We start from the raw sequence: 21789 nt of genomic DNA on the forward strand, positions 1-21789 counted from the left end.
GGAAAGCCGCCATTGTAACCGCAAGCCGGTGGAATGATCCGCGCCTTGGTCAGTCACAAGCTCAGACCAAGCAACGAGGAAGCGCGATGCGGATCACTCTGATCGACGGCCTGGGTTGGGACCTGGACGAACAGGGCAGCGGCGGCCTGATCAACCGGCGCGGCGAGAAGGTGCACCTGCGCCAGGGCGACATGGACGGCGCCTGCGGGCCGTACTGCCTGGTGATGGCCATGCTCGCCCGCAACCAGTTGGCGCGGCGTCAGGCCAAGGGGTTGGCGCCGGTGGATTCGCGGACCCGCTACGGGCGGCTGATGGAGGCGCTGAACCAGCACGAGACGCTGGTGCGCGTCGGCACCACCGGCGCCGACCTGCTGGAGCTGCTCAAGGTCATCAGCGATAAGGAATATCGCGTCGAGCGCGGCAATGGTACGCGGATGGTCGAACTGACCCGGCGGCATCTGGAGGAGAACATTCCGGTGGTGTTGGGCTTCCACGGGCGCAAGGCCAGCGATATCCGCCACTGGTGTCTGGCGGTGGGGATGAGCGAGGACGCCTTCTTCCTGCTCGATCCTGCCCATGACCTGCAGCGTGGGCTGGCCTGGAATGCGGTGCTCACCACCCAGGCCAATGGCTCGCGCTTCGGCTATCGCTACCTCAACGCGAAGGGTACCTGGGCGGTGACGCTCAAGGAGATGGTCGCTCTGCTTTGAGAGCGAGGCTCAGCGGGTGAAGCGGAACAGGTTGTAGCCGCCCAGTTGTTCGGGCACCAGCAGCACGAAGCCGTCGTAGGAGTTGCGCACCACGCCGACCACGTCGGTCTCGCGCGCCGCGGACTGCTCCAGCCCGCTATAGCCGACCTGTGGGTCGTCGTTGACCGAGGCGCCGCCGACGAACACCAACTGCTTGTCATCCAGGCGCTGCAGGTAGCCGCTGATGCGCTGCGAGCCACTGGTCTTCTCCAGGAACAGGCCCTTGGGCGTTTGCCGCACCGAGCACTTGAAGTTCGGGTAGCCATACAGCGCCTGGGCTTCGAGTTGCACCGAACGGCATTTCCAGTTGCCGGTGAGGGCAGCATCGGTGAGCGGTTCCGGGTCTTCCAGCACGATGCGGTAGAGGTTCAGCGCTTCGTTGCGGGTGGTTTCGTCTTCGCTCTGCTGGAGCTGGTCGAGCAGTTGCCTGACCTGCGCGTCGAGGGTGGTCAGGCGTTGCTGGTCGGCGGCATTGACCACAGCCGGCCACACGATGGCAGCCTCTTCGGCGAAAGCCAGCGGGGAGAGCAGCAGGCCGGCAGTTAGCACGGCGGCAGTGAGGGAGCAGCGTTTGGACATCGTGTGCATTCCGTTGCGGTGAATGCCCACGGCTCATGCCGCGGGCGAGGGGATCAGGGGGTGGTCTGGCCGGGGGATTCGACCGGCGGCGGGGTGGGGGCTTCGCGCTCGTGGACCCAGGACATGAACAGCTCGTAACCCAGGGCCAGTACCACCGGCCCGACAAACAGGCCAATGATGCCGTTGCTGAGCATGCCGCCCAGGGCGCCGATCAGGATCACCGGCATCGGTACCTTGCCGCCGCGGCCGAACATCAGTGGCTTGAGCACGTTGTCGCTGAGGCCGCCGGCCATGGTCCATATCGTGAACAGGATGGCGACCAGCAGCGAATCGTTGGTCATGAACACATACACGATCGCCGGCAGGGTGATCAGCACGACCGGCAACTGGGTGATCCCCAGCAGCAGGACGCCCAGGGCCAGCAGGCCGGCTCCGGGGATGCCCATGACGACGAAGCCCAGGCCCAGAATCATCGTCTGGATGAAGGCAACGCCTACCACACCCTGGGCGACTGCCCGAATGGTACCGGTGCACAACTCGGCCAGCCCAGGCCCGCGCTCCGGGCCGGAGATGCGGATGGCGATGTCGCAGGAAGTTCGGTTACCCAGTTCGCCGTAGGCCATGATGATCCCGGCGATGACGAACGCCGCGAGGAACTGCATCAGGCCCATGCCGGCGCCAGCCGCCTGGCCGGCCAGGGTCTTGGCTACGCCCTGCAGGTGCGGGGCCATCTGGTGGACCACGCCCATGAAGTCGGTGGCGACGCGGTTCCAGAAGGGATAGACGTACTGCCCGATCACAGGCCAGTTCTGCACCGAGTCCGGTGGCAGCGGGATCTGCAGGGTGCGGTTCTGGATGGCGTGGACCAGGTCGCGTACCGAGTCGGCCATCGACATGCCGATCACCACCACCGGCACCAGCAGGATCACCAGGCCCAGGATCACGATCAGCGTTGCCGCGCTGTTCGTCCGACCACCCAGCCAGCCGCTGAGCAACTGGTGCAGCGGGTAGAGGGTGATGGCGAGGATCACCGACCAGAGCATCAGATCGAGGAAGGGATGGAAGATGCGGAAGCAGAACAGGGCCAGCAATAGAATCAGACCGGCACGGATCAGCACATCGAGCAGGTTGCGCGACAGCAGCTTTTCCGGGGAGGGCATCATGGGGGTGCTCCTTGCAAGGGGGCGCGATTCGGCCCAGTCCTAACTATCGGCGGACTCTGCCCGAGTGCAAGGTAATCAGGCAATAAAGCAGGATCGGTATTGCGGAGAGATCGTGAAAAACGCGGGAGGGAGCGGGGGAGGCGGGCAGCCTGCCGAGGGTCGGCAGGCTTGCCAGCGGGGTATTACTTCTTGCCGAGGCTGATGTGGCGGCTCGGTGCGCCGTAGTTCTGACCGGTCACGCCCTTGGCGATCTGCTGGATCTCACCGCCGGAGTTCAGGAAGGCGGCGATCTGGGCTTCCAGCGCTTCGCTGGTCGCGGTCGCGGCGGGGGCCTTGGGGGCGGCTTTCTGGCGGGTGGAGGGCTTGGTAGTCATATCTGCCATACCTGTCTGCGCAAATTGGCCGCCCATTGTACATCAAACGAGCAGCTTTCGGGGCGCTTATGGAGCGAACGGTCCCGTTGCATTGCGTGAATCGTCTTTCGCGCGGTGCGTAATGGCGGTGCTACCCTCTGCCCATTCCGGCCGTTCAGAGCCCACCATGTCCCTGTTGTCGTCCCGCCAGCGCAATGCCCTGCGCCTGGCTCGTTCGTTTCTCGCTCCCTACCGCTGGCGTGCCCTCGGTGCCTTGCTGGCGCTGCTGTTCACCGCGGCCATCACCCTGTCCCTGGGGCAGGGCATCCGCCTGCTGGTGGACCAGGGCTTCATCACCCAGTCCGAACAACTGCTCACCCGCGCCATCGTCATTTTCTTCCTGCTGGTGTTGTGCCTGGCGGTGGGTACCTTCGTGCGCTTCTACCTGGTGTCGTGGATCGGTGAGCGGTTCGTCGCCGACATCCGTCAGCGCGTGTTCGACCATCTGATCGAGTTGCACCCCGGCTTCTACGAGAACAATCGCTCCTCGGAGATTCAGTCGCGCCTGACCGCCGACACCACGCTACTGCAGTCGGTGATCGGCTCCTCGCTGTCCATGGCGCTGCGCAACGTGCTGATGCTGCTGGGCGGGATCATTCTGATGTTCTTCTCCAACGCCAAGCTGACCAGCATCGTGGTCGCTTCGCTGCCGTTGGTGATTGCGCCGATCCTGTTGTTCGGCCGTCGCGTGCGCAGCCTGTCGCGGCTCAGCCAGGACCGTGTGGCGGACGTCGGCAGCTATGTCGGCGAGTCTCTCGGCCAGATCAAGACGGTGCAGGCCTACAACCACCAGGCACAGGACCGCGCGCGCTTCGGTCGCACGGTGGAAGACGCCTTCGACACCGCGCGCAAGCGCATCCTGCAGCGCTCCTGGCTGGTCAGCGTGGTGATCCTGCTGGTACTTGGCGCGGTCGGCGTGATGCTCTGGGTGGGTGGCATGGACGTGATCGCCGGGCGTATCAGCCCCGGCGACCTGGCGGCCTTCGTGTTCTATAGCCTGATCGTCGGCATGGCCTTCGGCACGCTCAGCGAAGTGATCGGCGAGCTGCAGCGCGCCGCCGGCGCTGCCGAGCGCATCGCCGAACTGTTGCGGGCGCGCAGCGAAATCCATGCGCCGGCCAGCGACTTGTTGCATTTGCCGGATCGCATCGCCGGAAGCATCGACCTGCAGGGCGTGCGTTTCGCCTATCCGTCGCGCCCAGAGCAGTGGGCTATCGACGGCATCGATCTGCGCGTGGAGCCAGGCGAGACCCTGGCGCTGGTCGGCCCGTCGGGCGCCGGCAAATCCACCCTGTTCGACCTGCTGCTGCGCTTCTACGACCCGCAGCAAGGGCGCATCCTGATCGACGGACAGCCCATTGTCCGGCTCGACCCGGCGGACCTGCGCCGCAGCTTCGCGCTGGTCTCGCAGAGCCCGGCGCTGTTCTTCGGCACGGTGGAAGAGAACATCCGCTACGGCCGCCCCGACGCCAGCGATGCTGAAGTCGAGGCCGCCGCCCGCACGGTCCATGCCCATGAGTTCATCCTGCGCCTGCCGCAGGGCTACCAGACGCATCTGGGCGAAAGCGGCCTGGGATTGTCCGGTGGCCAGCGCCAGCGTCTGGCGATTGCCCGTGCGTTGCTGGTGGACGCGCCTATCCTGTTGCTCGACGAGGCCACCAGTGCGCTGGATGCCGAGAGCGAGCACCTGATCCAGCAGGCACTGCCGGGACTGATGCGCGATCGCACCACGCTGGTGATCGCCCACCGCCTGGCCACGGTGCTCAACGCCGACCGCATCGCGGTGATCGAGCACGGTCGCCTGGTGGCGCTGGGACGGCACGCCGAACTGGTGGTCAGCAACCCGTTGTATGCGCGTCTGGCGGAGCTTCAGTTCGGCCAGGCCGAGCATCTGTAGGAGCGAGCTTGCTCGCGAGCTGCTTAACTCCGGAGCGGCTGGAAAGCACGGCTCGCGAGCAGGCTCGCTCCCACAAAAAAAGCCGGCGTTCGGCGGCTTGAGGCGCATCCTCGCATCAATGCGCGTAGAATGCCCGCCCCGTTCACGAGGTAAGCGTCATGGCAGTCATAGGTCGGTTCAATTCGTTGCAGGTGGCCAAGCACACCGATTTCGGTCTTTACCTGGATGGCGAGAGCCATGGCGAAATCCTGCTGCCCAAGCGCTACGTGCCGAAGAACGAACCCACCGAAGTGGGCGACTGGCTCAACGTGTTCATCTATCTGGACAGCGAAGACCGCCTGATCGCCACCACCCAGAAGCCCAAGGTGCAGGTCGGCGGCTTCGCCAGCCTCAAGGTGGTGGAGGTCAACCGTGTCGGCCTGTTCCTCGACTGGGGCCTGCCCAAGGACCTGCTCCTGCCGCACTCCGAAGAGAAGCGCCCGCTGCAGGTTGGCGATTACTGCGTGGTTTACGTCTACCTCGACGAGCGCACCCGCCGTATCACCGCCACCGCGCGCCTGGACCGCTACCTGGATAACACGCCGGCACGCTACAAGGCCGGCCAGCAGGTGGACCTGCTCGTCGTCGAGCGTACCGACCTGGGCTACAAGGCCATCATCGACGGCAAGCACTGGGGCCTGATCCACAAGAACGAAGTCTTCAAGTTCATGCGCAATGGTCTGCGCGAGACCGGCTACATCAAGGAGATGCGTGCCGACGGCAAGATCAGCCTGAGCCTGCAACCGGCCGGCGCCGGTCTGTCCGACGCCCTCAGCGAGCAGATTCTCACTGCCTTGCGCGAAGCGGGTGGCACCCTGGCGCTCAGCGACAAGAGTCCGCCGGAACTCATCGCGCAGCAGTTTGGCGTCAGCAAGGGCAACTTCAAGAAGGCCATCGGCGGCCTGTTCAAGCAAGGCCTGATCGTCATCCACGACGATCGCATCGACCTGGCCTGACGATCCACTCGCTGACGGCTCAGCCGCGCCCGCGAACGATGGACTCGGCCACCGCGCAACGCGGCTCGGCCGGGGCCAGCGAGCCCATGCGCTGCAGGTCGACTGGAGTGCCCGGTTCCGCTTTCAGCTGGCGGCGCAGGTCATCGAACACCCGGTCATGTTCCTTGCGAAAGCGCAGGACCGGCCCGCGACAGACCTGCAGGCCGTGGCGGCGCAGCAGGCGCGTGGCACTGCCGGCGAAGTTGAAGGCAAGGTCGCCGGGCAGGTCGAAGCCGTCGTTGAAGGGCTGGCCGTCGATCTCGCCATCCAGTTCGAACTTCACCAGGGCGTCGCGGCTGGCGGCGTTCTCCACCACGTAGCTCAAGCGGATGCGGTACTGCTGGCGGTCGAGGCCGGCGGTGGAGTGGATGGTGACCTGAGCGGGGACGGTCATTTTTCCTCCTGTAAAGCAGAAACCCGCGGCGGGGCTGCGGGTTTTTCGTATCGGGCTCAGAGGCTCAGTTGGCCCGAGTAGAGACCGTAGCTGGCGGCCAGTGTTGCGGCCAGCAGGACGGCAAGGATCAGCCATTCCGCCTTGCTGAAGACACGCTCGCCACGCTCGCGCTTGGCCATGATGAACAGCACCACACCCGGCGTATAGAGCAGTGCCGAGAGCAGCAGGTGGTCCATGCCGCCGGCATATACCAGCCAGAGGCTGTAGACCAGAGCGATGGCGCCGATCACCAGGTCCTTGCGGCGTGCCCGCAGCAGGCCTTCGTAGCCCTCGCCGCGCAGGCTGAGCAGCACGGCGTAGCCGGCGGAGAACAGGTAGGGCAGCAGGGCCATGGAAGCGGCCAGGTACACCAGGCTGTGGTAGGTGCTGGCGGCGAACAGGGTGACGATGAGGAACACCTGCACCGTGGCGTTGCTCAGCCAGAGCGCGTTGACCGGTACGTCCTCCTCGCTCTCGCGAGCGAGGAACTTCGGCATGGTGTGATCCTGGGCGGCGGCGAACATGATCTCCGCGCTCAGCAGGATCCACGCCAGCAGCGCGCCGAACAGCGAGACGATCATCCCGGCGATGATCAGCACTGCGCCCCAGTGGCCCACCACGTGCTCCAGCACGTAGGCCATGGACGGGTTGGGCAGGCCGGCCAGTTGCGCCTGGTTCATCATGCCCATGGACAGCACGTTCACCAGCACCAGCAGCGCCATCACCGAGACGAAGCCGATTACCGTGGCGGTGCCGACATCGGAGCGTTTCTTCGCGTGTCCCGAATACAGGTTGGCGCCTTCGATGCCAATGAACACCCAGACGGTGATCAGCATCATGTTGCGCACCTGGCTCATTACGCTGTCGAAATCCACATGGCCGTGGCCCCAGAAATCGGCAGTGAACAGGTCCATGTCGAACGCCACCAGGCCGATCAGGATGAACAGCACGATGGGCACGACCTTGGCGACCGTGGTGACCTGGTTGATGAAGGCCGCCTGCTTGATCCCGCGCAGGATCAGGAAGTGCAGGCTCCACAGCAGCAGGGACGAGCAGGCAAAGGCGATGAGGGTGTTGCCCTCGCCGAACACCGGGAAGAAGTAGCCCAGTGCGCTGAAGATCAGCACGAAGTAGCTGACGTTGCCCAGCATCGAGCTGATCCAGTAGCCCCAGGCCGAGTTGAAGCCGATGTAGTCGCCGAAGCCCGCCTTGGCATAGGCGTAGACGCCCGCGTCCAGTTCCGGCTTGCGCTGCGACAGGCTCTGGAAGACGAAGGCCAGCATCAGCATGCCGACGCCGCTGATCGCCCAGCCGATGAGCACCGCGCCAGGGCTGGCGCTCTGCGCGACGCCCTGAGGCAGCGAGAAGATGCCGCCGCCGATCATGGAGCCGACCACCAGGGCGGTGAGGGCGGCCAAGCCGAGTTTCTGGTTGGGCGATGTGGACATTTCCCAGCCTCCTGAAATGAGTGGACTCGGATAGTTTCGAATCCGCCCGGAGGCACTCGGCTGACTTATATCAATAGCAAGCTAACGGTATCTGAATGTAACCTGAACAGGCTGCCTCATCGTTCATCGGCACGCAGGCTGCCCGCCGCGGGGTGTTCGAGCCACGGAGTGCAGGTTCGCCTGGCAGCTCGCTACATCATGTGGCGGAAGCGGTTCCAGGCCTGCTCGATGGAGAGCCACCAGGCCGGCATGGCGCTGCCGAAGCCGGCGATCTCCAGGCGCGGGTGGTGGCGCACCACCATGTCCAGCACCGGTTCCTGTTCGGGCTTCACGTCGACGAAGAACACGTGGCGGCCTTCCTGCAGGTTGTCCTGGAAGCGGCGCACGTCACCACTGGGGCGCTGCAGGCCGAAGAAGCTGCTTTCCCACAGGCTGAAGCCCAGCAGCACCGCGGCGAGGAACACCACGGGAATCCAGCCTGCCGCTGTCTGCGTCCAGCCGCTCAGGTAGCCGACCACGAGTACCAGCACAGCCAGCGCGGCGCCAATCATCAGGCCGATCTTGCCCCAGTGCACCACGTCCTTCTTCATCATCGAGGGCACTTCGTGGAGGCGGTGCTCCTCCAGTTCTGCGTCACTGTCGCTCAGTACATGCATCTGCTCGATGCCGATACCGCTTTCGGAAAGCTCCTGCTCGACCTGTTCCAGGTCGTCCAGGTTGTCGCTGATGTAGTAGTGCCTGTTCATGACGAACCTCTCGCCCCCGGCATGAAGGATCCCCCAGGGTCTCGACGCCATCTGCCGCGCGCCTGGGCAGCATTCGACCGCGCTCGTTGGTTTTCGCCAGCACAGATCAGCCTAACACCCTGGCGGTCCGGTCGACGTGGCGCTGCCAGGCGGTCGTGGACTTGCCAGACCGGCCAGGGCGGCAGAGGATGCAGCTCTCATTGGAAGCATGCCGCTTTCACGCAACGGCGAACGAGGCCGAGATGATCCGCGAGATTCTCAAGATGGGCGACGAGCGCCTGCTGCGCATCGCCCCACCGGTGCCCGAGTCGATGATCGGCAGCGCCGAGCTGAGCCAACTGATCGACGACATGTTCGAGACCATGCACCACGTCGGCGGCGTCGGCCTGGCCGCGCCGCAGATCGGCGTCGACCTGCAGTTGGTGATTTTCGGCTTCGAGCGCAGCGAGCGCTATCCGGACGCGCCGGCGGTACCGCCGACCATCCTGCTCAACCCGGTGATCACGCCCATTGGCGAAGAGCTGGAGGAGGGCTGGGAAGGCTGTCTCTCGGTGCCGGGCCTGCGCGGCGTGGTGAATCGCCACCAGCGCATTCGCTACCAGGGTGTCGATCCACAGGGTCAGCCCATCGATCGCACCGTGGAAGGCTTCCACGCCCGTGTGGTGCAGCACGAGTGCGACCACCTGATCGGCCGCCTGTACCCGTCGCGCATCACCGACTTCAGCAAGTTCGGCTTTACCGAGGTGCTGTTCCCGGGGCTCGATCCGGCTGCGGATGACTGATCCGTATTGCGGTCTTTCCCTGTAGGAGCGGGCCATGCCCGCGATCGCGCGCGTGGCGCTCTCCTGCAGGCTTGTTGCCTTGTCTGGCTCAGCTTTCCTCATCGAGCTGGTAGCGTGTCGGTACCAGGCTCTCCTTGATCTTGCGCAGGTGCGGCTGGAAGTCCACGCCACGGCGCAGGGTCACGCCGGTGGCGAGCACATCGAGCACAGTCAGCTGGATGATCCGCGAGGTCATCGGCATATAGATGTCGGTGTCCTCGGGCAGCGGAATGTCCAGGCTCAGGGTGCTGGCGCGGGCCAGCGGCGAGTCGGCGGCGGTCAGGCCCAGCACCGAAGCGCCGTTCTGTCGCGCCAGGTGCGCTACGTCCACCAGCTCTCGGGTGCGCCCGGTGTAGGAAATCACCACGAACAGGTCGCCGGTGTGCGCCACCGAGGCGATCATCCGCTGCATCAGCACATCACTCTGCGCTGAGACCGCCAGGTTGAAGCGGAAGAACTTGTGCTGCGCGTCCAGCGCCACGGAGCTGGAGGCGCCGAGGCCGAAGAAGTGGATCTGCCGGGCCTGGATCAGCAGGTCCACGGCACGGTCGATCAGCTTTGGGTCGAGCAGCTTGTGGGCGCTGTCCAGCGAGGCGATGGTGCTGCTGAAAATCTTCCGTGTGTAGGCTTCGGGGCCGTCGTCGGCAGCGACCGCCTGGGTCACGAAGGCCGCGCCACTGGCCAGGCTCTGGGCCAGCTGGATCTTCAATTCCGGGTAGCCGCTCATGCCGAAGGAGCGGCAGAAGCGGTTCACCGTCGGTTCGCTGACGCTGGACGCCTGGGCCAGCGCGGCGATGCTGAAGCGCGTGGCCTGCTGAGGGTCGCGCAGGATCACCTCGGCGACCTTGCGCTCGGCCTTGTTCAGCTCTTCCAGACGGCTCTGGATCTGCTCCAGCAGGTTTTTCATCCGTGCTCCTTGGGCAATCGACGGTTGGCCGGGTGGGTGCGGCCAGCGGCGCTATCCTAACGTCAGGCCGGCAGTCGACCAACAACGGCGCGAAGCGGTAAAAATATGTTGTTTAATTACTACATATTTGTCTTAATGCCGGCGTAGAAGGCTAACTATCGTTCAAAATTTGGTTGGTAACAACAAATGCCTGAAGTCCGCGTTCTGCCCTGCACCCTCGCACTATTCGGCGCCCTGGGTGATCTCGCCCTGCGCAAGCTGCTGCCGGCGCTCTACCAGCTCGACCGCGAAGACCTGCTGCACCGCGATACCCGCATTCTCGCCCTGGCCCGCGACGACGGTGCCAGCGAAGAGCCCCTGGCGACCATCGAGCGCCGTCTGCGCCAGGCCGTGCCGGCGAAGGAATGGGACGAAGCCGTCTGGGCCCGCTTCCAGTCGCGTCTGTACCACCTGAGCATGGATTTCCTCGACGCCGGCTCCTACCAGGCGCTGGCCGAGTTGGTGGGCGAGGAGAAGACCCTGGTCGCCTACTTCGCCACCGCCGCCTCGGTGTTCGGTGGCATCTGCGAGAACCTTGCCGCCGCCGGCCTGGCCGAGCGCACCCGGGTGGTCCTGGAGAAGCCCATCGGTCATGACCTGGAGTCGTCCCGCGCGGTGAACGACGCGGTGGCGCGTTTCTTCCCGGAAAACCGCATCTATCGGATCGACCACTACCTGGGCAAGGAGACAGTGCAGAACCTCATCGCACTGCGCTTCGCCAACAGTCTGTTCGAGACCCAGTGGAACCAGAACCACATCTCCCACGTGGAAATCACCGTGGCCGAGAAAGTCGGCATCGAAGGCCGCTGGGGCTACTTCGACAAGGCCGGCCAACTGCGCGACATGGTGCAGAACCACCTGCTGCAACTGCTCTGCCTGATCGCCATGGACCCGCCAGCGGACCTCACCGCCGACAGCATCCGCGACGAGAAGGTGAAGGTGCTGCGCGCCCTGGAACCCATCGCTCCCGAGCAACTGGCGACCCGTGTGGTGCGTGGCCAATACACCGCCGGCTACATCGACGGCAAGGCGGTACCCGGCTACCTCTCCGAGGAAAACGCCAACCCCAACAGCGATGCCGAGACCTTTGTCGCGTTGCGCGTGGACATCCGCAACTGGCGCTGGTCCGGCGTGCCGTTCTACCTGCGCACCGGCAAACGCATGCCGCAGAAGCATTCGCAGATCGTCATTCACTTCAAGGAACCGCCGCACTACATCTTCGCCCCGGAACAGCGTTCGCTGATCAGCAACCGGCTGATCATCCGCCTGCAGCCGGACGAGGGTATTGCCTTGCAGGTGATGACCAAGGACCAGGGCCTGGGCAAGGGCATGCAACTGCGCACCGGCCCGCTGCAACTGAATTTCTCCGAAACCTTCCAGACCGCCCGGACGCCGGATGCCTACGAGCGACTGTTGCTGGAAGTCACGCAGGGCAACCAGAACCTGTTCGTCCGCAAGGATGAGATCGAGGCCGCCTGGAAGTGGTGCGACGGCCTGATCGACGGCTGGGGGCGCCTGGGCGAAGAGCCCAAGCCCTATCCGGCCGGAAGCTGGGGACCGCAGGCCTCGGTTGCCCTGATCGCACGCGACGGGAGGGACTGGTATGGCGATCTTTGAACCCAAACTGGCTGAAGGCATGGCCTGGAAGACCTGGAACAACGCCGCCGAACAGGCCCGCGGTCTGGCTGAAACGGTGGCCGATGCGCTGCGCGAAGCGCTCATCGAGCGCGGCCGCGCGCTGCTGGTGGTATCCGGCGGACGCAGTCCGGTGGCTTTCCTCGAAGCCCTGAGCGGCGCGGTGCTGGACTGGTCGAAAGTGGCCGTCAGCCTCGCCGACGAGCGCTGGGTACCCGAGTCGCATCCGGACAGCAATGCCGGTCTGTTGCGCCGTCACCTGTTGAAGGGCGCGGCGGCCAAGGCGCAGTTCATCGGCATCTACCAGCCAGCGGCCAGCCTGGAAGAGGCGGCCGAGAAGGCCGATCGCTATCTGCATGAACTGATCCTGCCCATCGATGTGCTGGTGCTGGGCATGGGCGACGACGGCCACACGGCCTCGCTGTTCCCCGGCAGCACCAATCTGGTCGAGGCGCTCGACCCGGCCGGCACACGTCGTTGCCTGCCGATGTGGGCACCGACGGTGCCACACCAACGCCTGACCCTGACCCGCGCCGTGCTGCAAGGGGCACGGGTGCAGATCCTGGCTATCCAGGGCGAGTCCAAGCTGGCCACCCTGAGTCAGGCGCTCAGCGACAACGACGACCAGCGCATGCCGATCAATGCGTTCCTGCGTTCGCCTCTTTCGATCCACTGGTGCCCCTGAGGCACGGAGTTACCGCAATGTCTGAACAACACATCCAGCAGATCGATGCCCTTGCGCAGCGTGCGCGCATCCTGCCGGTGATCACCATCGACCGCGAGGCGGACATCCTGCCCATGGCGGATGCCCTGGCAGCCGGCGGCATCACCGTTCTGGAAGTGACCTTGCGGACATCGCTGGGCCTCACCGCGATTCGTCAATTGAGCGAGCAGCGCCCGGAGCTGATCGTCGGCGCCGGCACGGTGCTCGACCCGGAAACCTTCGCCCAGGCGGAAGAGGCGGGGGCGAAATTCATCGTCACCCCCGGTTGCACCGACGAACTGCTGCAGTACGCCGTGACTCGCCCGGTGCCGCTGCTGCCTGGCGTGGCTACCGCTTCGGAAATCATGGCGGCATACCGTCATGGCCTGCGCCGCTTCAAGCTGTTCCCGGCGAAGGTCGCCGGCGGCGTGGAGGCGCTCAAGGCGTTTGGCGGGCCGTTCCCGGACATCCGTTTCTGCCCCACGGGTGGTGTCGGTCCGGACAACCTGAATGACTATTACCGGCTGGCCAACGTGATGTGCGTGGGCGGTAGCTGGATGCTGCCCAAGGCCGCCATCGACAGTGGCGACTGGGCCACGGTCGAGCGCCTGAGCCGCGAGGCGCTGGCGCTGTTGGACACACACTGAGCTGTCCTGGATTTGGACGTGCCCGGCCTTGAGCCGGGCTTTTTTATGGGAGTTGGCTTTGTACCGGGTGCTCTTCGTAGGAGCGAGCTTGCTCGCGAAACTGCAAGGCACGGTGCAATGCCGTTCGCGAGCAAGCTCGCTCCTACAGGGGACGGAAGCGCCGGAGCGGCCGAGCCGATCTCAGTCAATCCACTCCGACGAACCCGCCGGTCTGGTGACGCCATAGGCGCGCATACAGCCCGCCATGGGCCAGCAACTCGGCATGGCTGCCACTCTCGACCACGCGACCGTGCTCCAGGACCACCAGGCGATCCATGCGCGCGATGGTCGAGAGGCGGTGGGCGATGGCGATCACCGTCTTGCCCTGCATCAGGGTCTCCAGGCTTTCCTGGATGGCCGCTTCCACTTCCGAGTCCAGCGCCGAGGTGGCCTCATCGAGGATCAGGATCGGCGCGTCCTTGAGCAGCACGCGGGTGATTGCGATGCGCTGGCGCTGGCCGCCGGACAGCTTCACGCCACGCTCGCCGACATGGGCGTCGAGGCCGAAGCGGCCCTCGGCGTCGCTCAGTTGCGGGATGAACTCCGAGGCGCGGGCCTTCTGGATCGCGTCCTGCAGTTCGGCCTCGCCGGCGTCCGGGCGGCCGTAGAGCAGGTTGTCGCGGATCGAGCGGTGCAGCAGCGAGGTGTCCTGGGTGACCATGCCGATCTGCGCGCGCAGGCTTTCCTGGGTCACGTGGGCGATATCCTGGCCGTCGATCAGGATGCGTCCGCCTTCGAGGTCGTACAGGCGCAGCAGCAGGTTTACCAGGGTCGACTTGCCGGCGCCGGAGGGGCCGACCAGGCCGATCTTCTCGCCGGGGCGCACGGTCAGGTCGAGGCCGCTGATCAGGCCGCCACCCTTGCCGTAGCTGAAGTCCACCTGGTCGAAGCGCACTTCGCCATGGTTCACCACCAGCGGCTTGGCGTCGGGTACATCGATCACCTGGCGAGGCAGGGCGATGGTCTGCATGCCGTCCTGCACCTGGCCGACGTTCTCGAAGATGCCGCCGACCACCCACATGATCCAGCCGGACATGTTGTTGATGCGGATGACCAGCCCGGTGGCCAGGGCGATGGCGCCCACCGAGATCAGCGACTGGGTCCACAGCCACAGGGCCAGGCCCGTGGTGCCGGCGATCAGCAGGCCGTTGAAGATGGTGATGGTGACGTCCATGGAGGTCACCACGCGCCCGGCGCGCTGGGCCTTGCGGGTCTGGTCGTCGATGGCTTCGCGGGCGTAGTCCTCTTCCTGGCGCGTGTGGGCGAACAGCTTGAGGGTGGTGATGTTGGTGTAGCCGTCGACGATCCGGCCCATGAGCTTGGAGCGCGAGTCCGAGGCTTCCACGGAGCGGCGTTTCACCTGGGGCACGAAGTAGCCCAGTGCGCCGACGTAGCCGATCACCCAGAGCACCAGCGGGATCATCAGGCGCCAGTCGGCCTCGGCGAACAGCACCAGGGCGCTGATGGTGTAGATCACCACGTGCCAGATGGCGTCGACCACCTGCACGGCGGAATCGCGCAGGGAGTTGCCGGTCTGCATGATGCGTTGGGCGATGCGCCCGGCGAAGTCGTTCTGGAAGAAGCCCAGGCTCTGCTTGAGCACGTAGCGGTGATTCTGCCAGCGGATCAGGTTGGTCATGCTGGGGTTGATGCTCTGGTGCACCAGCATGTCGTGCAGGCCGTTGAACACCGGGCGCAGGACCAGCGCTACCACAGCCATCCAGATCAGCTCGCGGCCGTGCGAGGAGAAGAAGTCGGCAGGGGCAGTGCCCTGGGCGAGGTCGACGATTCGGCCGAGGTAGCTGAACAGGGCGACTTCGATCAGCGCGACGATCAGCCCGACGAAGAGCAGCGCGAGGAAGACCGGCCAGACCTGGCGCAGGTAGTAGACGTAGAAGCGGATGACGTCGGAGGGCGGCATGCGCTCGGGGACGTCGCGGAAGGGATCGATCAGACGCTCGAAACGACGGTAAAGCATGATGGCTCTCGGGTTGTGTCGGCGAGCCCGTCCTAGGCTCGCCTTGAATGGCCTCCGTCAGCCGTGGTTCCGCAGAATCACAGACGCTTGGCGGAGAGGATGACCACCGGGGTGGTCGGTACGTCCTGGAACATGCCGCGATTACCGGTCTTCACGCCGGCGATCTGGTCGACCACGCCCATGCCGCGCACGACCTTGCCGAATACCGCGTAGCCGAAGTCGCGGGCGCCGTGGTTGAGGAAGTCGTTGCCGGTCAGGTTGATGAAGAACTGGCTGGTGGCGGAGTTCACGTCGCTGGTGCGTGCCATGGCCAGGGTGCCGCGCTCGTTGAGCAGGCCGTTGTCGGCCTCGTTCTTGATCGGTGCCTGGGTGTCCTTCTCCTTCATGGCCTCGGTGAAACCGCCGCCCTGGATCATGAAGTTGGGGATCACGCGGTGGAAGATGGTTCCGTTGTAGAAGCCACTGTCGACGTAGGACAGGTAGTTCTTCACGGAAATCGGTGCTTTGTCGGCGTACAGCTCGATTTCGATTTCACCCGAGGTGGTAGACAGCAGCACATGCGGGTTCTTGCTGTCGGCGGCGAAGACCGAGCCGGCCAGGACCAGGGAGCAGGCAGCGAGCAGGAAGCGTTTGAACAGGGTCATTTGGCGGATGTTTCCTGAAGGTTCTAGGGATGGTCGACCTGATCGAGGAAGTCGAGCAGGGTGGTATTGAATCTTTCCGGCTGGTCGAGCGGCGTGGCATGGCGCGAGTCCTCGATCACCACCAGGCGCGCGTTGGGCATGTGCCCGACATAGGCCTGCTTGAGCGAGACCGGGGTGTAGTCGCGGTCGGCGCTGATAACCAGGGTTGGACAGGTTATTCGCGCCAGGCGTTCCTGCACACCCCAGCCGATGATGGCGTGCAGGCTGGAGAGGTAGGCGCGCTTGTCGTTCTGCGGCCAGCGCTGCTGGATCTTGCGGCGCAGGTCGCTTTGCTCGGGCTTGGGGAAGAGCATCTTGCCCAGCGCCTTGCCCACGGTGTCCAGGCCCAGCACGTGGGCGAGGAACAGTCGGCGCGCCACTTCCAGGTACTCGCGAAAGCTGCGCGGTTTCACCTCCGGAGCGCTGTTGACGATGGTCAGGCTGTTCAGCCGTTCCGGCCAGCGAGTGGCCAGTTCGAAGCCGATCATGCCACCCATGCTGATGCCCACCAGATGCACACGGCCAAGGCTCAGGTGATCCAGCAGGGCGATCACGTCCTCGGCGAAGGCTCCGATGCTGTAGCGCTGGCGCGGTTTGTCCGACTGGCCGTGGCCGCGCACGTCGAGGGCGATCACCCGATGACGCTTCTCCAGCTCCGGTACCTGGTATTCCCAGTCGCGGGTGCTGGAGCCGAGCCCATGTACCAGCAGGACCGGCGTGCCGAATCCGCTTTCCTCGTAGTGCAGGCGATGACCGGCGTGGTCGAAGAATGGCATGACGGGCTCCTTGCTCGTGTGGCCTGAGGCTTCAGGCCGGGCTTTCCGGGGCGGCGAAATGGGCGTCGAGGGGCACGTTGGCGAAGGTGGTCAGCAGCTCCACGAGAATCTGCGTGGCCGGGCCCAGGGGCTTTTCCTTGTTCGGGTAAAGATAGAAGCGGCTCTCGCGCACGCCGCCCTGTTTCATCAACAGCGGCTTGAGCTGGCCGTCGCGCAGTTCGCGCTCGATCATGTGCCGTGGCAACCAGGCGAAGCCCAGGCCGTTACTGACGAAGGTGGCGGCGGTGGCGAGGCTGCCGACGGTCCAGCGCTGCTCGGCGCCGAGCCAGCCGACGTCACGCGGTTGCAGGCGGCCGGAGTCGCGGATCACCACCTGCATCTGGGTTTCCAGGTCCTGGTGAGTGACCTCGCGTTGCAACCGGTGCAGGGCGTGGTCGGGGTGGGCGACGGCGACGAAGTCGACGATGGAGAGGTCGGCGCCCAGGTGGCCGGGAATGTTCAGGCCGCTGATGGCGAGGTCCGCATGGCCCTGCACCAGCGCTTCTTCCACGCCCGACAGTACTTCTTCGCGCAGCAGCACGCGGCAGCCGCGGCTCTGTGGCATGAAGGCCGACAACGAGCGCACCAGGCGCACGGTGGGGTAGGCGGCGTCGACGACCAGGCGCACTTCCGGCTCCCAGCCCTGTTCCATGTGATGGGCCAGTTCTTCCAGCTGGCCGGCGGATTTCACCAGTTGCCGTGAGCGACGCAGCAGTACTTCACCTGCCTCGGTGAGTACGGCCTTGCGTCCGTCGATGCGCAGCAGCGGCACGCCCAGTTGCTCCTGCATGCGCGCCACGGTATAGCTGATCGACGACTGCGAACGGTGCAGGGCTTCCGCCGCTTGGGCGAAGCCGCCGTGGTCGACCACGGCCTGCAGGGTTCTCCACTGATCCAGGGTAACGCGGGGCGCTTTCATCCTCGCTTCCTCTTGTCTACTCTGGCGGTCCGCAGAAGACCAATAAGAGACCGCCATGAAAAAATTCTGTTGTGCCGTTCTGGCCATGTTGCCGCTGACCGCCCTGGCCTATCCCATCGAGGTGCAGAAGAGCCTCAATGGCGCCGAGGTGGATATCGAGACCCAGGATATCGGTGACCAGATGGGGGCTATCCTCCTGCGCAACGCCGGCCAGCAGCCAGTGACCTGCACCGCGGTTTTCGTCAACGGCCCTGAGACGCCGCACGTGCGCAAGGCAACCATTGCGCCCGGCAAGGAGGCCAATCTGACGTCCAGCTTCAGCCGCGCCGTGATCAAGCTGCGGATCAAGCTCACCTGCAATCCTTCCTGATTACCCGGCAAGACTAGAAGTAGTCAGGCAAGAAATCAATTTATTCGATAGTTAGAAGCGACTATTTACGCTTTTTTATCGATTTGTTCATATTTAGGATGACCTCCATCGACACATTCAACGACCGATGGAGGTCCAGTCCATGTCCCGCGTCCTGGTTATCGAAAGCAGTGCCCGTCAGGAAGGTTCAGTTTCCCGTCAGCTGACCCGCGACTTCATCGCCCAATGGCAGGCCGCTCATCCGGCCGACGACATCCAGGTCCGTGACCTGGCCGTCGAGCAGGTTCCGCACCTTGACGCCAACCTGCTGGGAGGCTGGATGAAGCCGGCGCAGGAGCACAGCGAGATCGAACGCGCTGCGCTGGATCGTTCCAACCAACTGACCGCCGAGTTGCAGGCCGCCGACGTGCTGGTCCTGGCTGCACCGATGTACAACTTCGCCATCCCCAGCACCCTCAAGTCCTGGCTGGACCATGTACTGCGCGCCGGCGTCACCTTCCAGTACACCGAGACCGGCCCGCAGGGGCTGCTCACCGGCAAGCGCGCCTTCGTCCTGACCAGCCGCGGTGGCGTCTACGCCGGCGGTGCGCTGGATCACCAGGAGCCCTACCTGCGCCAGGCGCTGGGCTTCGTCGGCATTCACGACGTGACCTTCATCCACGCCGAAGGCCTGAACATGGGCGGTGAATTCGCCGAGAAAGGCCTGGCCAAGGCCAAGGCGCAGCTCGCCGCCATCGCCTGATCCTGCTTTTCCCTTGCGCGTCCTTCCGCTCCTGGGCGCGACCGCGGCCGATTCCTTCCCCGCAGGATCGGCCATTTTTTATTTGCCAATGACTTGACCGGGTGAAAACACATCCTTCCCGTTCGGGCTGTTCAAAGCATGATCAGCATGCTAAAAGAACCTAGAGCTGATCTAGCCGCTTGAAAAAGAAGGGAAAACCATGACCAAGTCGGAGTTGATCGAGAGAATCGTCACCCATCAGGGGCAGCTTTCCGCAAAGGATGTGGAGCTGGCGATCAAGACCATGCTTGAGCAAATGTCCCAGGCTCTGGCCACTGGGGATCGCATCGAAATCCGGGGTTTCGGTAGCTTCTCGCTGCATTACCGTGCGCCGCGCACCGGTCGCAATCCGAAAACCGGCGAGTCCGTGCGTCTGGACGGCAAGTTCGTTCCGCACTTCAAGCCTGGCAAGGAGCTGCGCGACCGCGTCAACGAACCCGAGTGACCCCGGGGTATCCGTCTTCAAGAAGGAGTGTTCATGCTTCGGGCAAAACGTTTCCTGCTGATTCTGGCGCTGGTCGTCCTGGCCGCCGTCGTCGTGGTTTTCGTCCTTGAAAACCTGCAGCCTGCACAGCTGACCTTCCTTGGCTGGCAGTCGCCTCAGTGGCCGCTGGTGGTCTTCATCTCCCTTTCGTTCATCGTTGGCGGCGTGATCGGCCTGCTGCTGAGCATTCCCTTCCGCGCGAAGACGCACGTCCGCATGACCGGGCTGCGCTCGGAAGTCACCCGTTTCCGCAAGGAGAATGACGCGCTGCGTGAAAAGTCGCTGACGGACCATGCCTAGCGTCGTTGCCACGCTGTTCTTCTTCTGCGCCCTGGCCATCGGCTGGTGGATGGGGCGTCGGTCTCTGTCCAGAACCCAGCCACCAACTGAGCCGAACCTTCGGGCGCGCGTCCACAGCATGCATAACCTGCTGGAGCGACATTCCGACGACGCGCTGGAAAGCCTATCCCAAGGCCTGGTCGTCAATCCGGAGACGCTTGAAAGCCACCTGCACGTTGGCAATCTGTTCCGCCGCCGTGGCGATATCGAGAAAGCCATCCACATTCACCAGGACCTGCTGGGACGTGCCGGCGAGGATGGTTCGCTGGTGGCGCAAGTACGCCTGGAGCTGGCTCGTGACTACATTGCTGGCGGTCTGCTCGGTAGCGCCGAGGAGTTGCTGGACGAGCTGACCCAGCAACGCGACGGGCCCATCTCTCTCGAGGCGCTGGATGAGCAGCGGCTGATCTGTGAGCGTGAGAAGAACTGGTCGCGAGCGATCGAACTGGCCGCCCGGCTGGTGCCGAGTCGGCCCGAGTTGAGCGCTGCGCTGGCCAACTACTACTGCGAACTCGCTCAGGAGAAAGGCAAGAGCGGGGATCGCAGCGCCATGCAGGAGCTGCTGCGCGAGGCTCGCCGTGTCGACAAGCGCTGCGTACGCGCTCTGCTGATGCGGCTGGAGTGCGAACTCTGGCGCAAGGATCGGATAGCGGCAATGGCAACGCTCAGGGAGGTTGTGCAGGATGCCGAGGCTTATGTGGGGGAAATTGTTCCGCTATTGCGTCGGTTTGAGGCGAATCAATGGCCGGACTTGATCGCGTTCCTGGGCGAACTGGCTTTGCGGCACCAACTGCCGCCGTCAGTGCTGGCCTGGCTGATGGAAGTTGATGTTGATAGCGGGGCTGACTATTGGAGAGAGCAGATGATATCGAGGGTGCGACAACAGCCCTCCTGGCAAGGAGTAGGGGAGTATGTTGCTGCCGTCGAGGTTGATTGCGATCATCCGCATTCTATTGAAAAAATGTCTCCAATAATCATAGGTTTGTATAAGACAATGGCTCGTTATCGTTGCGGGAAGTGCGGCTTTGCCGGGCGGGAGCTGCATTGGCAGTGTCCTGGGTGCCATGCGTGGAATAGCCTCGCCCCCATCCGTGCCATTTCAGCGGGCTAGCTGGAGCATACTGCTGTCAGTCGGCCGTTCACCTCCGGCATGCGACATGTTCATTCAGTTATCGAGCCCAGGACTGTTTATGGAGAGTGCCTGTTGAAGGTTCTTGTCACCGGGGCGTCAGGGTTCGTAGGAAAATACCTCGGAGTCGCGCTCGCTCAAGGTGGCCATCGTGCCACTGGGCTCTGTCGCCAAGCTGCTTTGAACTCGTCCTATCGCGATATCTGTATTGGCGACATGACAGCGTTGGCGGAGTGGAAACAGGCGCTGGATGGGTGTGACGTTGTCATTCACCTTGCCGCGCGTGCTCATGTGCTCTCTGGCTCCAGTGATGAGCAATCCGAGCTTGAGCAGTTTCGGCGCGTCAACCGCGACGCCACACTGGCGTTAGCTGTTGAGGCGGCCAGGCGCGGCGTACGACGATTCGTGTTCGTCAGCTCGATTGGTGTGAATGGTAATAGCTCCGGTTCGACCCCCTTTGATGAATCATCGACTCCGGCGCCCCATGCCAGCTATGCGGTTTCCAAGTTCGAGGCTGAGGAGGGGTTGCTCCGACTGGCCGCTGACAGCGCCATGGACATTGTCATCATTCGCCCGCCGCTGGTTTATGCATTCGATGCGCCGGGCAACTTTGCGCGTTTACTCCAGTTGGTCGCCAATCCGATCCCCTTGCCGTTTGGCGCAGTCGACAACGGCAAAAGCTTGATCAGCGTGGCCAATCTGGTCGACTTCATCATCCTGTGCATGACGCATCCCAATGCAGCTAATGAGCGATTCATCGTTGCCGACAATGGCGTGGTATCGATCCGGGAGCTGATAGCCGAGTTGGCGGCAGGAATGGGTAAGAAAGCCTTCATCTTCAGTGTTCCTGAACGGTTTCTCAGTGGTGCAGCAGCGTTGGTCGGGCGAACGAGGCTCTATGAGCAGCTCTGCGCCAATCTCGAACTGGATACCCGAAAGGCGAAGCGTTTGCTTGGTTGGCAGCCACTTCAGGGACTTCGTGAGGGGCTGCGGGAAGCAGGAAGAAAATTCGTGAGTACAGAGCGCGCAGATGGTTGA

At 64.0% G+C, this 21789-nt stretch carries 24 protein-coding genes; 13 read left to right on the forward strand and 11 right to left on the reverse strand.

The window, feature by feature from the left end; all coding sequences use genetic code 11:
- Positions 1–86 precede the first annotated feature (86 nt).
- Complete coding sequence (locus FAS41_RS05290) at positions 87–710, forward strand: hypothetical protein (RefSeq protein WP_138520569.1); 624 nt, start codon at positions 87–89, stop codon at positions 708–710.
- 9 nt (positions 711–719) lie between these two features.
- Here the strand turns inward: FAS41_RS05290 and FAS41_RS05295 are convergent, their stop codons facing one another.
- From FAS41_RS05295 to FAS41_RS05305, 3 genes are all read right to left on the reverse strand, one after another.
- Positions 720–1328 (reverse strand): DUF4893 domain-containing protein, encoded by a 609-nt coding sequence (locus FAS41_RS05295; protein WP_171049440.1) that lies wholly within the window; start codon positions 1326–1328, stop codon positions 720–722.
- 53 nt (positions 1329–1381) lie between these two features.
- The gene (locus tag FAS41_RS05300; protein ID WP_138520571.1) at positions 1382–2491 is read right to left on the reverse strand and encodes an AI-2E family transporter; all 1110 of its coding nucleotides are present in this window, start codon (positions 2489–2491) and stop codon (positions 1382–1384) included.
- Positions 2492–2673: 182 nt separating this feature from the next.
- A complete protein-coding gene (locus tag FAS41_RS05305; RefSeq protein WP_024765957.1) occupies positions 2674–2874 on the reverse strand; it encodes a hypothetical protein in 201 nt (66 codons plus the stop codon).
- A 157-nt stretch (positions 2875–3031) separates the two neighbouring features.
- On the opposite strand from FAS41_RS05305, the gene FAS41_RS05310 reads away from it, so the two are divergent.
- The gene (locus FAS41_RS05310; RefSeq protein ID WP_138520572.1) at positions 3032–4801 is read left to right on the forward strand and encodes an ABC transporter transmembrane domain-containing protein; all 1770 of its coding nucleotides are present in this window, start codon (positions 3032–3034) and stop codon (positions 4799–4801) included.
- Positions 4802–4959: 158 nt separating this feature from the next.
- The gene (locus FAS41_RS05315) at positions 4960–5796 is read left to right on the forward strand and encodes a CvfB family protein (RefSeq protein WP_138520573.1); all 837 of its coding nucleotides are present in this window, start codon (positions 4960–4962) and stop codon (positions 5794–5796) included.
- Positions 5797–5815: 19 nt separating this feature from the next.
- Here the strand turns inward: FAS41_RS05315 and FAS41_RS05320 are convergent, their stop codons facing one another.
- The 3 genes from FAS41_RS05320 to FAS41_RS05330 form a co-directional block, all read right to left on the reverse strand.
- Positions 5816–6229, reverse strand: coding sequence for a DUF5064 family protein (locus tag FAS41_RS05320; RefSeq protein WP_138520574.1), 414 nt, complete (start codon positions 6227–6229; stop codon positions 5816–5818).
- Positions 6230–6285: 56 nt separating this feature from the next.
- Positions 6286–7716 carry an arginine-ornithine antiporter gene (gene arcD / locus FAS41_RS05325; RefSeq protein WP_138520575.1) on the reverse strand — a complete coding sequence of 477 codons (1431 nt, stop codon included), beginning with the start codon at positions 7714–7716 and terminating at the stop codon, positions 6286–6288.
- Between the two features lie 191 nt (positions 7717–7907).
- Positions 7908–8462: a magnesium transporter gene (locus FAS41_RS05330; RefSeq protein ID WP_138520576.1), complete on the reverse strand. Its 555-nt coding sequence runs from the start codon at positions 8460–8462 to the stop codon at positions 7908–7910.
- A gap of 242 nt (positions 8463–8704) precedes the next feature.
- On the opposite strand from FAS41_RS05330, the gene def reads away from it, so the two are divergent.
- Positions 8705–9244, forward strand: a complete 540-nt coding sequence (def, locus tag FAS41_RS05335) for a peptide deformylase (RefSeq protein WP_138520577.1) — start codon at positions 8705–8707, stop codon at positions 9242–9244.
- Between the two features lie 88 nt (positions 9245–9332).
- Here the strand turns inward: def and FAS41_RS05340 are convergent, their stop codons facing one another.
- Positions 9333–10190, reverse strand: a complete 858-nt coding sequence (locus tag FAS41_RS05340) for a MurR/RpiR family transcriptional regulator (protein ID WP_138520578.1) — start codon at positions 10188–10190, stop codon at positions 9333–9335.
- A gap of 186 nt (positions 10191–10376) precedes the next feature.
- Here FAS41_RS05340 and zwf point away from each other — a divergent pair, with 186 nt between their 5' ends.
- Genes zwf through FAS41_RS05355 form a run of 3 tightly spaced genes read left to right on the forward strand, consistent with a single transcriptional unit; the run spans position 10377 to position 13214 of the window.
- A complete protein-coding gene (gene zwf, locus FAS41_RS05345; RefSeq protein WP_138520579.1) occupies positions 10377–11846 on the forward strand; it encodes a glucose-6-phosphate dehydrogenase in 1470 nt (489 codons plus the stop codon).
- The gene (pgl, locus tag FAS41_RS05350) at positions 11833–12549 is read left to right on the forward strand and encodes a 6-phosphogluconolactonase (RefSeq protein WP_138520580.1); all 717 of its coding nucleotides are present in this window, start codon (positions 11833–11835) and stop codon (positions 12547–12549) included. The genes zwf and pgl overlap by 14 nt, the downstream gene beginning before the upstream one ends.
- Positions 12550–12566: 17 nt before the next feature.
- Positions 12567–13214: a bifunctional 4-hydroxy-2-oxoglutarate aldolase/2-dehydro-3-deoxy-phosphogluconate aldolase gene (locus FAS41_RS05355; RefSeq protein ID WP_138520581.1), complete on the forward strand. Its 648-nt coding sequence runs from the start codon at positions 12567–12569 to the stop codon at positions 13212–13214.
- A 184-nt stretch (positions 13215–13398) separates the two neighbouring features.
- Here FAS41_RS05355 and FAS41_RS05360 read toward each other — a convergent pair whose 3' ends face one another.
- The 4 genes from FAS41_RS05360 to FAS41_RS05375 form a co-directional block, all read right to left on the reverse strand.
- Complete coding sequence (locus FAS41_RS05360; protein WP_138520582.1) at positions 13399–15231, reverse strand: ABC transporter ATP-binding protein; 1833 nt, start codon at positions 15229–15231, stop codon at positions 13399–13401.
- 77 nt (positions 15232–15308) lie between these two features.
- Positions 15309–15869 (reverse strand): peptidylprolyl isomerase, encoded by a 561-nt coding sequence (locus tag FAS41_RS05365; protein WP_024765968.1) that lies wholly within the window; start codon positions 15867–15869, stop codon positions 15309–15311.
- 29 nt (positions 15870–15898) lie between these two features.
- Complete coding sequence (locus tag FAS41_RS05370) at positions 15899–16690, reverse strand: alpha/beta fold hydrolase (RefSeq protein WP_138520583.1); 792 nt, start codon at positions 16688–16690, stop codon at positions 15899–15901.
- 31 nt (positions 16691–16721) lie between these two features.
- The gene (locus tag FAS41_RS05375) at positions 16722–17648 is read right to left on the reverse strand and encodes a PA3225 family LysR-type transcriptional regulator (protein WP_138520584.1); all 927 of its coding nucleotides are present in this window, start codon (positions 17646–17648) and stop codon (positions 16722–16724) included.
- A gap of 55 nt (positions 17649–17703) precedes the next feature.
- On the opposite strand from FAS41_RS05375, the gene FAS41_RS05380 reads away from it, so the two are divergent.
- The 6 genes from FAS41_RS05380 (at position 17704) to FAS41_RS05405 (ending at position 21789) form a co-directional block, all read left to right on the forward strand.
- Positions 17704–18018: a cupin domain-containing protein gene (locus FAS41_RS05380; protein WP_138520585.1), complete on the forward strand. Its 315-nt coding sequence runs from the start codon at positions 17704–17706 to the stop codon at positions 18016–18018.
- Positions 18019–18160: 142 nt separating this feature from the next.
- Complete coding sequence (locus FAS41_RS05385) at positions 18161–18760, forward strand: FMN-dependent NADH-azoreductase (protein ID WP_138520586.1); 600 nt, start codon at positions 18161–18163, stop codon at positions 18758–18760.
- Between the two features lie 199 nt (positions 18761–18959).
- Complete coding sequence (gene ihfB / locus FAS41_RS05390; RefSeq protein ID WP_015478091.1) at positions 18960–19244, forward strand: integration host factor subunit beta; 285 nt, start codon at positions 18960–18962, stop codon at positions 19242–19244.
- 33 nt (positions 19245–19277) lie between these two features.
- Positions 19278–19583 carry a LapA family protein gene (locus tag FAS41_RS05395; protein WP_138520587.1) on the forward strand — a complete coding sequence of 102 codons (306 nt, stop codon included), beginning with the start codon at positions 19278–19280 and terminating at the stop codon, positions 19581–19583.
- A 118-nt stretch (positions 19584–19701) separates the two neighbouring features.
- Positions 19702–20733 (forward strand): tetratricopeptide repeat protein, encoded by a 1032-nt coding sequence (locus FAS41_RS05400; RefSeq protein ID WP_246084813.1) that lies wholly within the window; start codon positions 19702–19704, stop codon positions 20731–20733.
- A 93-nt stretch (positions 20734–20826) separates the two neighbouring features.
- Positions 20827–21789, forward strand: a complete 963-nt coding sequence (locus tag FAS41_RS05405) for an NAD-dependent epimerase/dehydratase family protein (RefSeq protein ID WP_171049441.1) — start codon at positions 20827–20829, stop codon at positions 21787–21789.

Source organism: Pseudomonas nicosulfuronedens (genome assembly GCF_005877905.1).
GTDB lineage: Bacteria > Pseudomonadota > Gammaproteobacteria > Pseudomonadales > Pseudomonadaceae > Pseudomonas > Pseudomonas nicosulfuronedens.

What these genes read in the sequence shown, in the direction of transcription:
- pgl (WP_138520580.1), top strand. Translation starts at nt 11,833, where the DNA reads ATGGCGATCTTTGAACCCAAACTGGCTGAAGGCATGGCCTGGAAGACC.
- FAS41_RS05395 (WP_138520587.1), top strand. Translation starts at nt 19,278, where the DNA reads ATGCTTCGGGCAAAACGTTTCCTGCTGATTCTGGCGCTGGTCGTCCTG.
- FAS41_RS05385 (WP_138520586.1), top strand. Translation starts at nt 18,161, where the DNA reads ATGTCCCGCGTCCTGGTTATCGAAAGCAGTGCCCGTCAGGAAGGTTCA.
- zwf (WP_138520579.1), top strand. Translation starts at nt 10,377, where the DNA reads ATGCCTGAAGTCCGCGTTCTGCCCTGCACCCTCGCACTATTCGGCGCC.
- FAS41_RS05305 (WP_024765957.1), bottom strand. Translation starts at nt 2,874, where the DNA reads ATGGCAGATATGACTACCAAGCCCTCCACCCGCCAGAAAGCCGCCCCC.
- FAS41_RS05355 (WP_138520581.1), top strand. Translation starts at nt 12,567, where the DNA reads ATGTCTGAACAACACATCCAGCAGATCGATGCCCTTGCGCAGCGTGCG.
- FAS41_RS05310 (WP_138520572.1), top strand. Translation starts at nt 3,032, where the DNA reads ATGTCCCTGTTGTCGTCCCGCCAGCGCAATGCCCTGCGCCTGGCTCGT.
- FAS41_RS05295 (WP_171049440.1), bottom strand. Translation starts at nt 1,328, where the DNA reads ATGTCCAAACGCTGCTCCCTCACTGCCGCCGTGCTAACTGCCGGCCTG.
- FAS41_RS05320 (WP_138520574.1), bottom strand. Translation starts at nt 6,229, where the DNA reads ATGACCGTCCCCGCTCAGGTCACCATCCACTCCACCGCCGGCCTCGAC.
- FAS41_RS05290 (WP_138520569.1), top strand. Translation starts at nt 87, where the DNA reads ATGCGGATCACTCTGATCGACGGCCTGGGTTGGGACCTGGACGAACAG.
- arcD (WP_138520575.1), bottom strand. Translation starts at nt 7,716, where the DNA reads ATGTCCACATCGCCCAACCAGAAACTCGGCTTGGCCGCCCTCACCGCC.
- FAS41_RS05375 (WP_138520584.1), bottom strand. Translation starts at nt 17,648, where the DNA reads ATGAAAGCGCCCCGCGTTACCCTGGATCAGTGGAGAACCCTGCAGGCC.
- FAS41_RS05315 (WP_138520573.1), top strand. Translation starts at nt 4,960, where the DNA reads ATGGCAGTCATAGGTCGGTTCAATTCGTTGCAGGTGGCCAAGCACACC.
- FAS41_RS05300 (WP_138520571.1), bottom strand. Translation starts at nt 2,491, where the DNA reads ATGATGCCCTCCCCGGAAAAGCTGCTGTCGCGCAACCTGCTCGATGTG.
- FAS41_RS05330 (WP_138520576.1), bottom strand. Translation starts at nt 8,462, where the DNA reads ATGAACAGGCACTACTACATCAGCGACAACCTGGACGACCTGGAACAG.
- FAS41_RS05360 (WP_138520582.1), bottom strand. Translation starts at nt 15,231, where the DNA reads ATGCTTTACCGTCGTTTCGAGCGTCTGATCGATCCCTTCCGCGACGTC.
- ihfB (WP_015478091.1), top strand. Translation starts at nt 18,960, where the DNA reads ATGACCAAGTCGGAGTTGATCGAGAGAATCGTCACCCATCAGGGGCAG.
- FAS41_RS05400 (WP_246084813.1), top strand. Translation starts at nt 19,702, where the DNA reads ATGCATAACCTGCTGGAGCGACATTCCGACGACGCGCTGGAAAGCCTA.
- def (WP_138520577.1), top strand. Translation starts at nt 8,705, where the DNA reads ATGATCCGCGAGATTCTCAAGATGGGCGACGAGCGCCTGCTGCGCATC.
- FAS41_RS05380 (WP_138520585.1), top strand. Translation starts at nt 17,704, where the DNA reads ATGAAAAAATTCTGTTGTGCCGTTCTGGCCATGTTGCCGCTGACCGCC.
- FAS41_RS05370 (WP_138520583.1), bottom strand. Translation starts at nt 16,690, where the DNA reads ATGCCATTCTTCGACCACGCCGGTCATCGCCTGCACTACGAGGAAAGC.
- FAS41_RS05340 (WP_138520578.1), bottom strand. Translation starts at nt 10,190, where the DNA reads ATGAAAAACCTGCTGGAGCAGATCCAGAGCCGTCTGGAAGAGCTGAAC.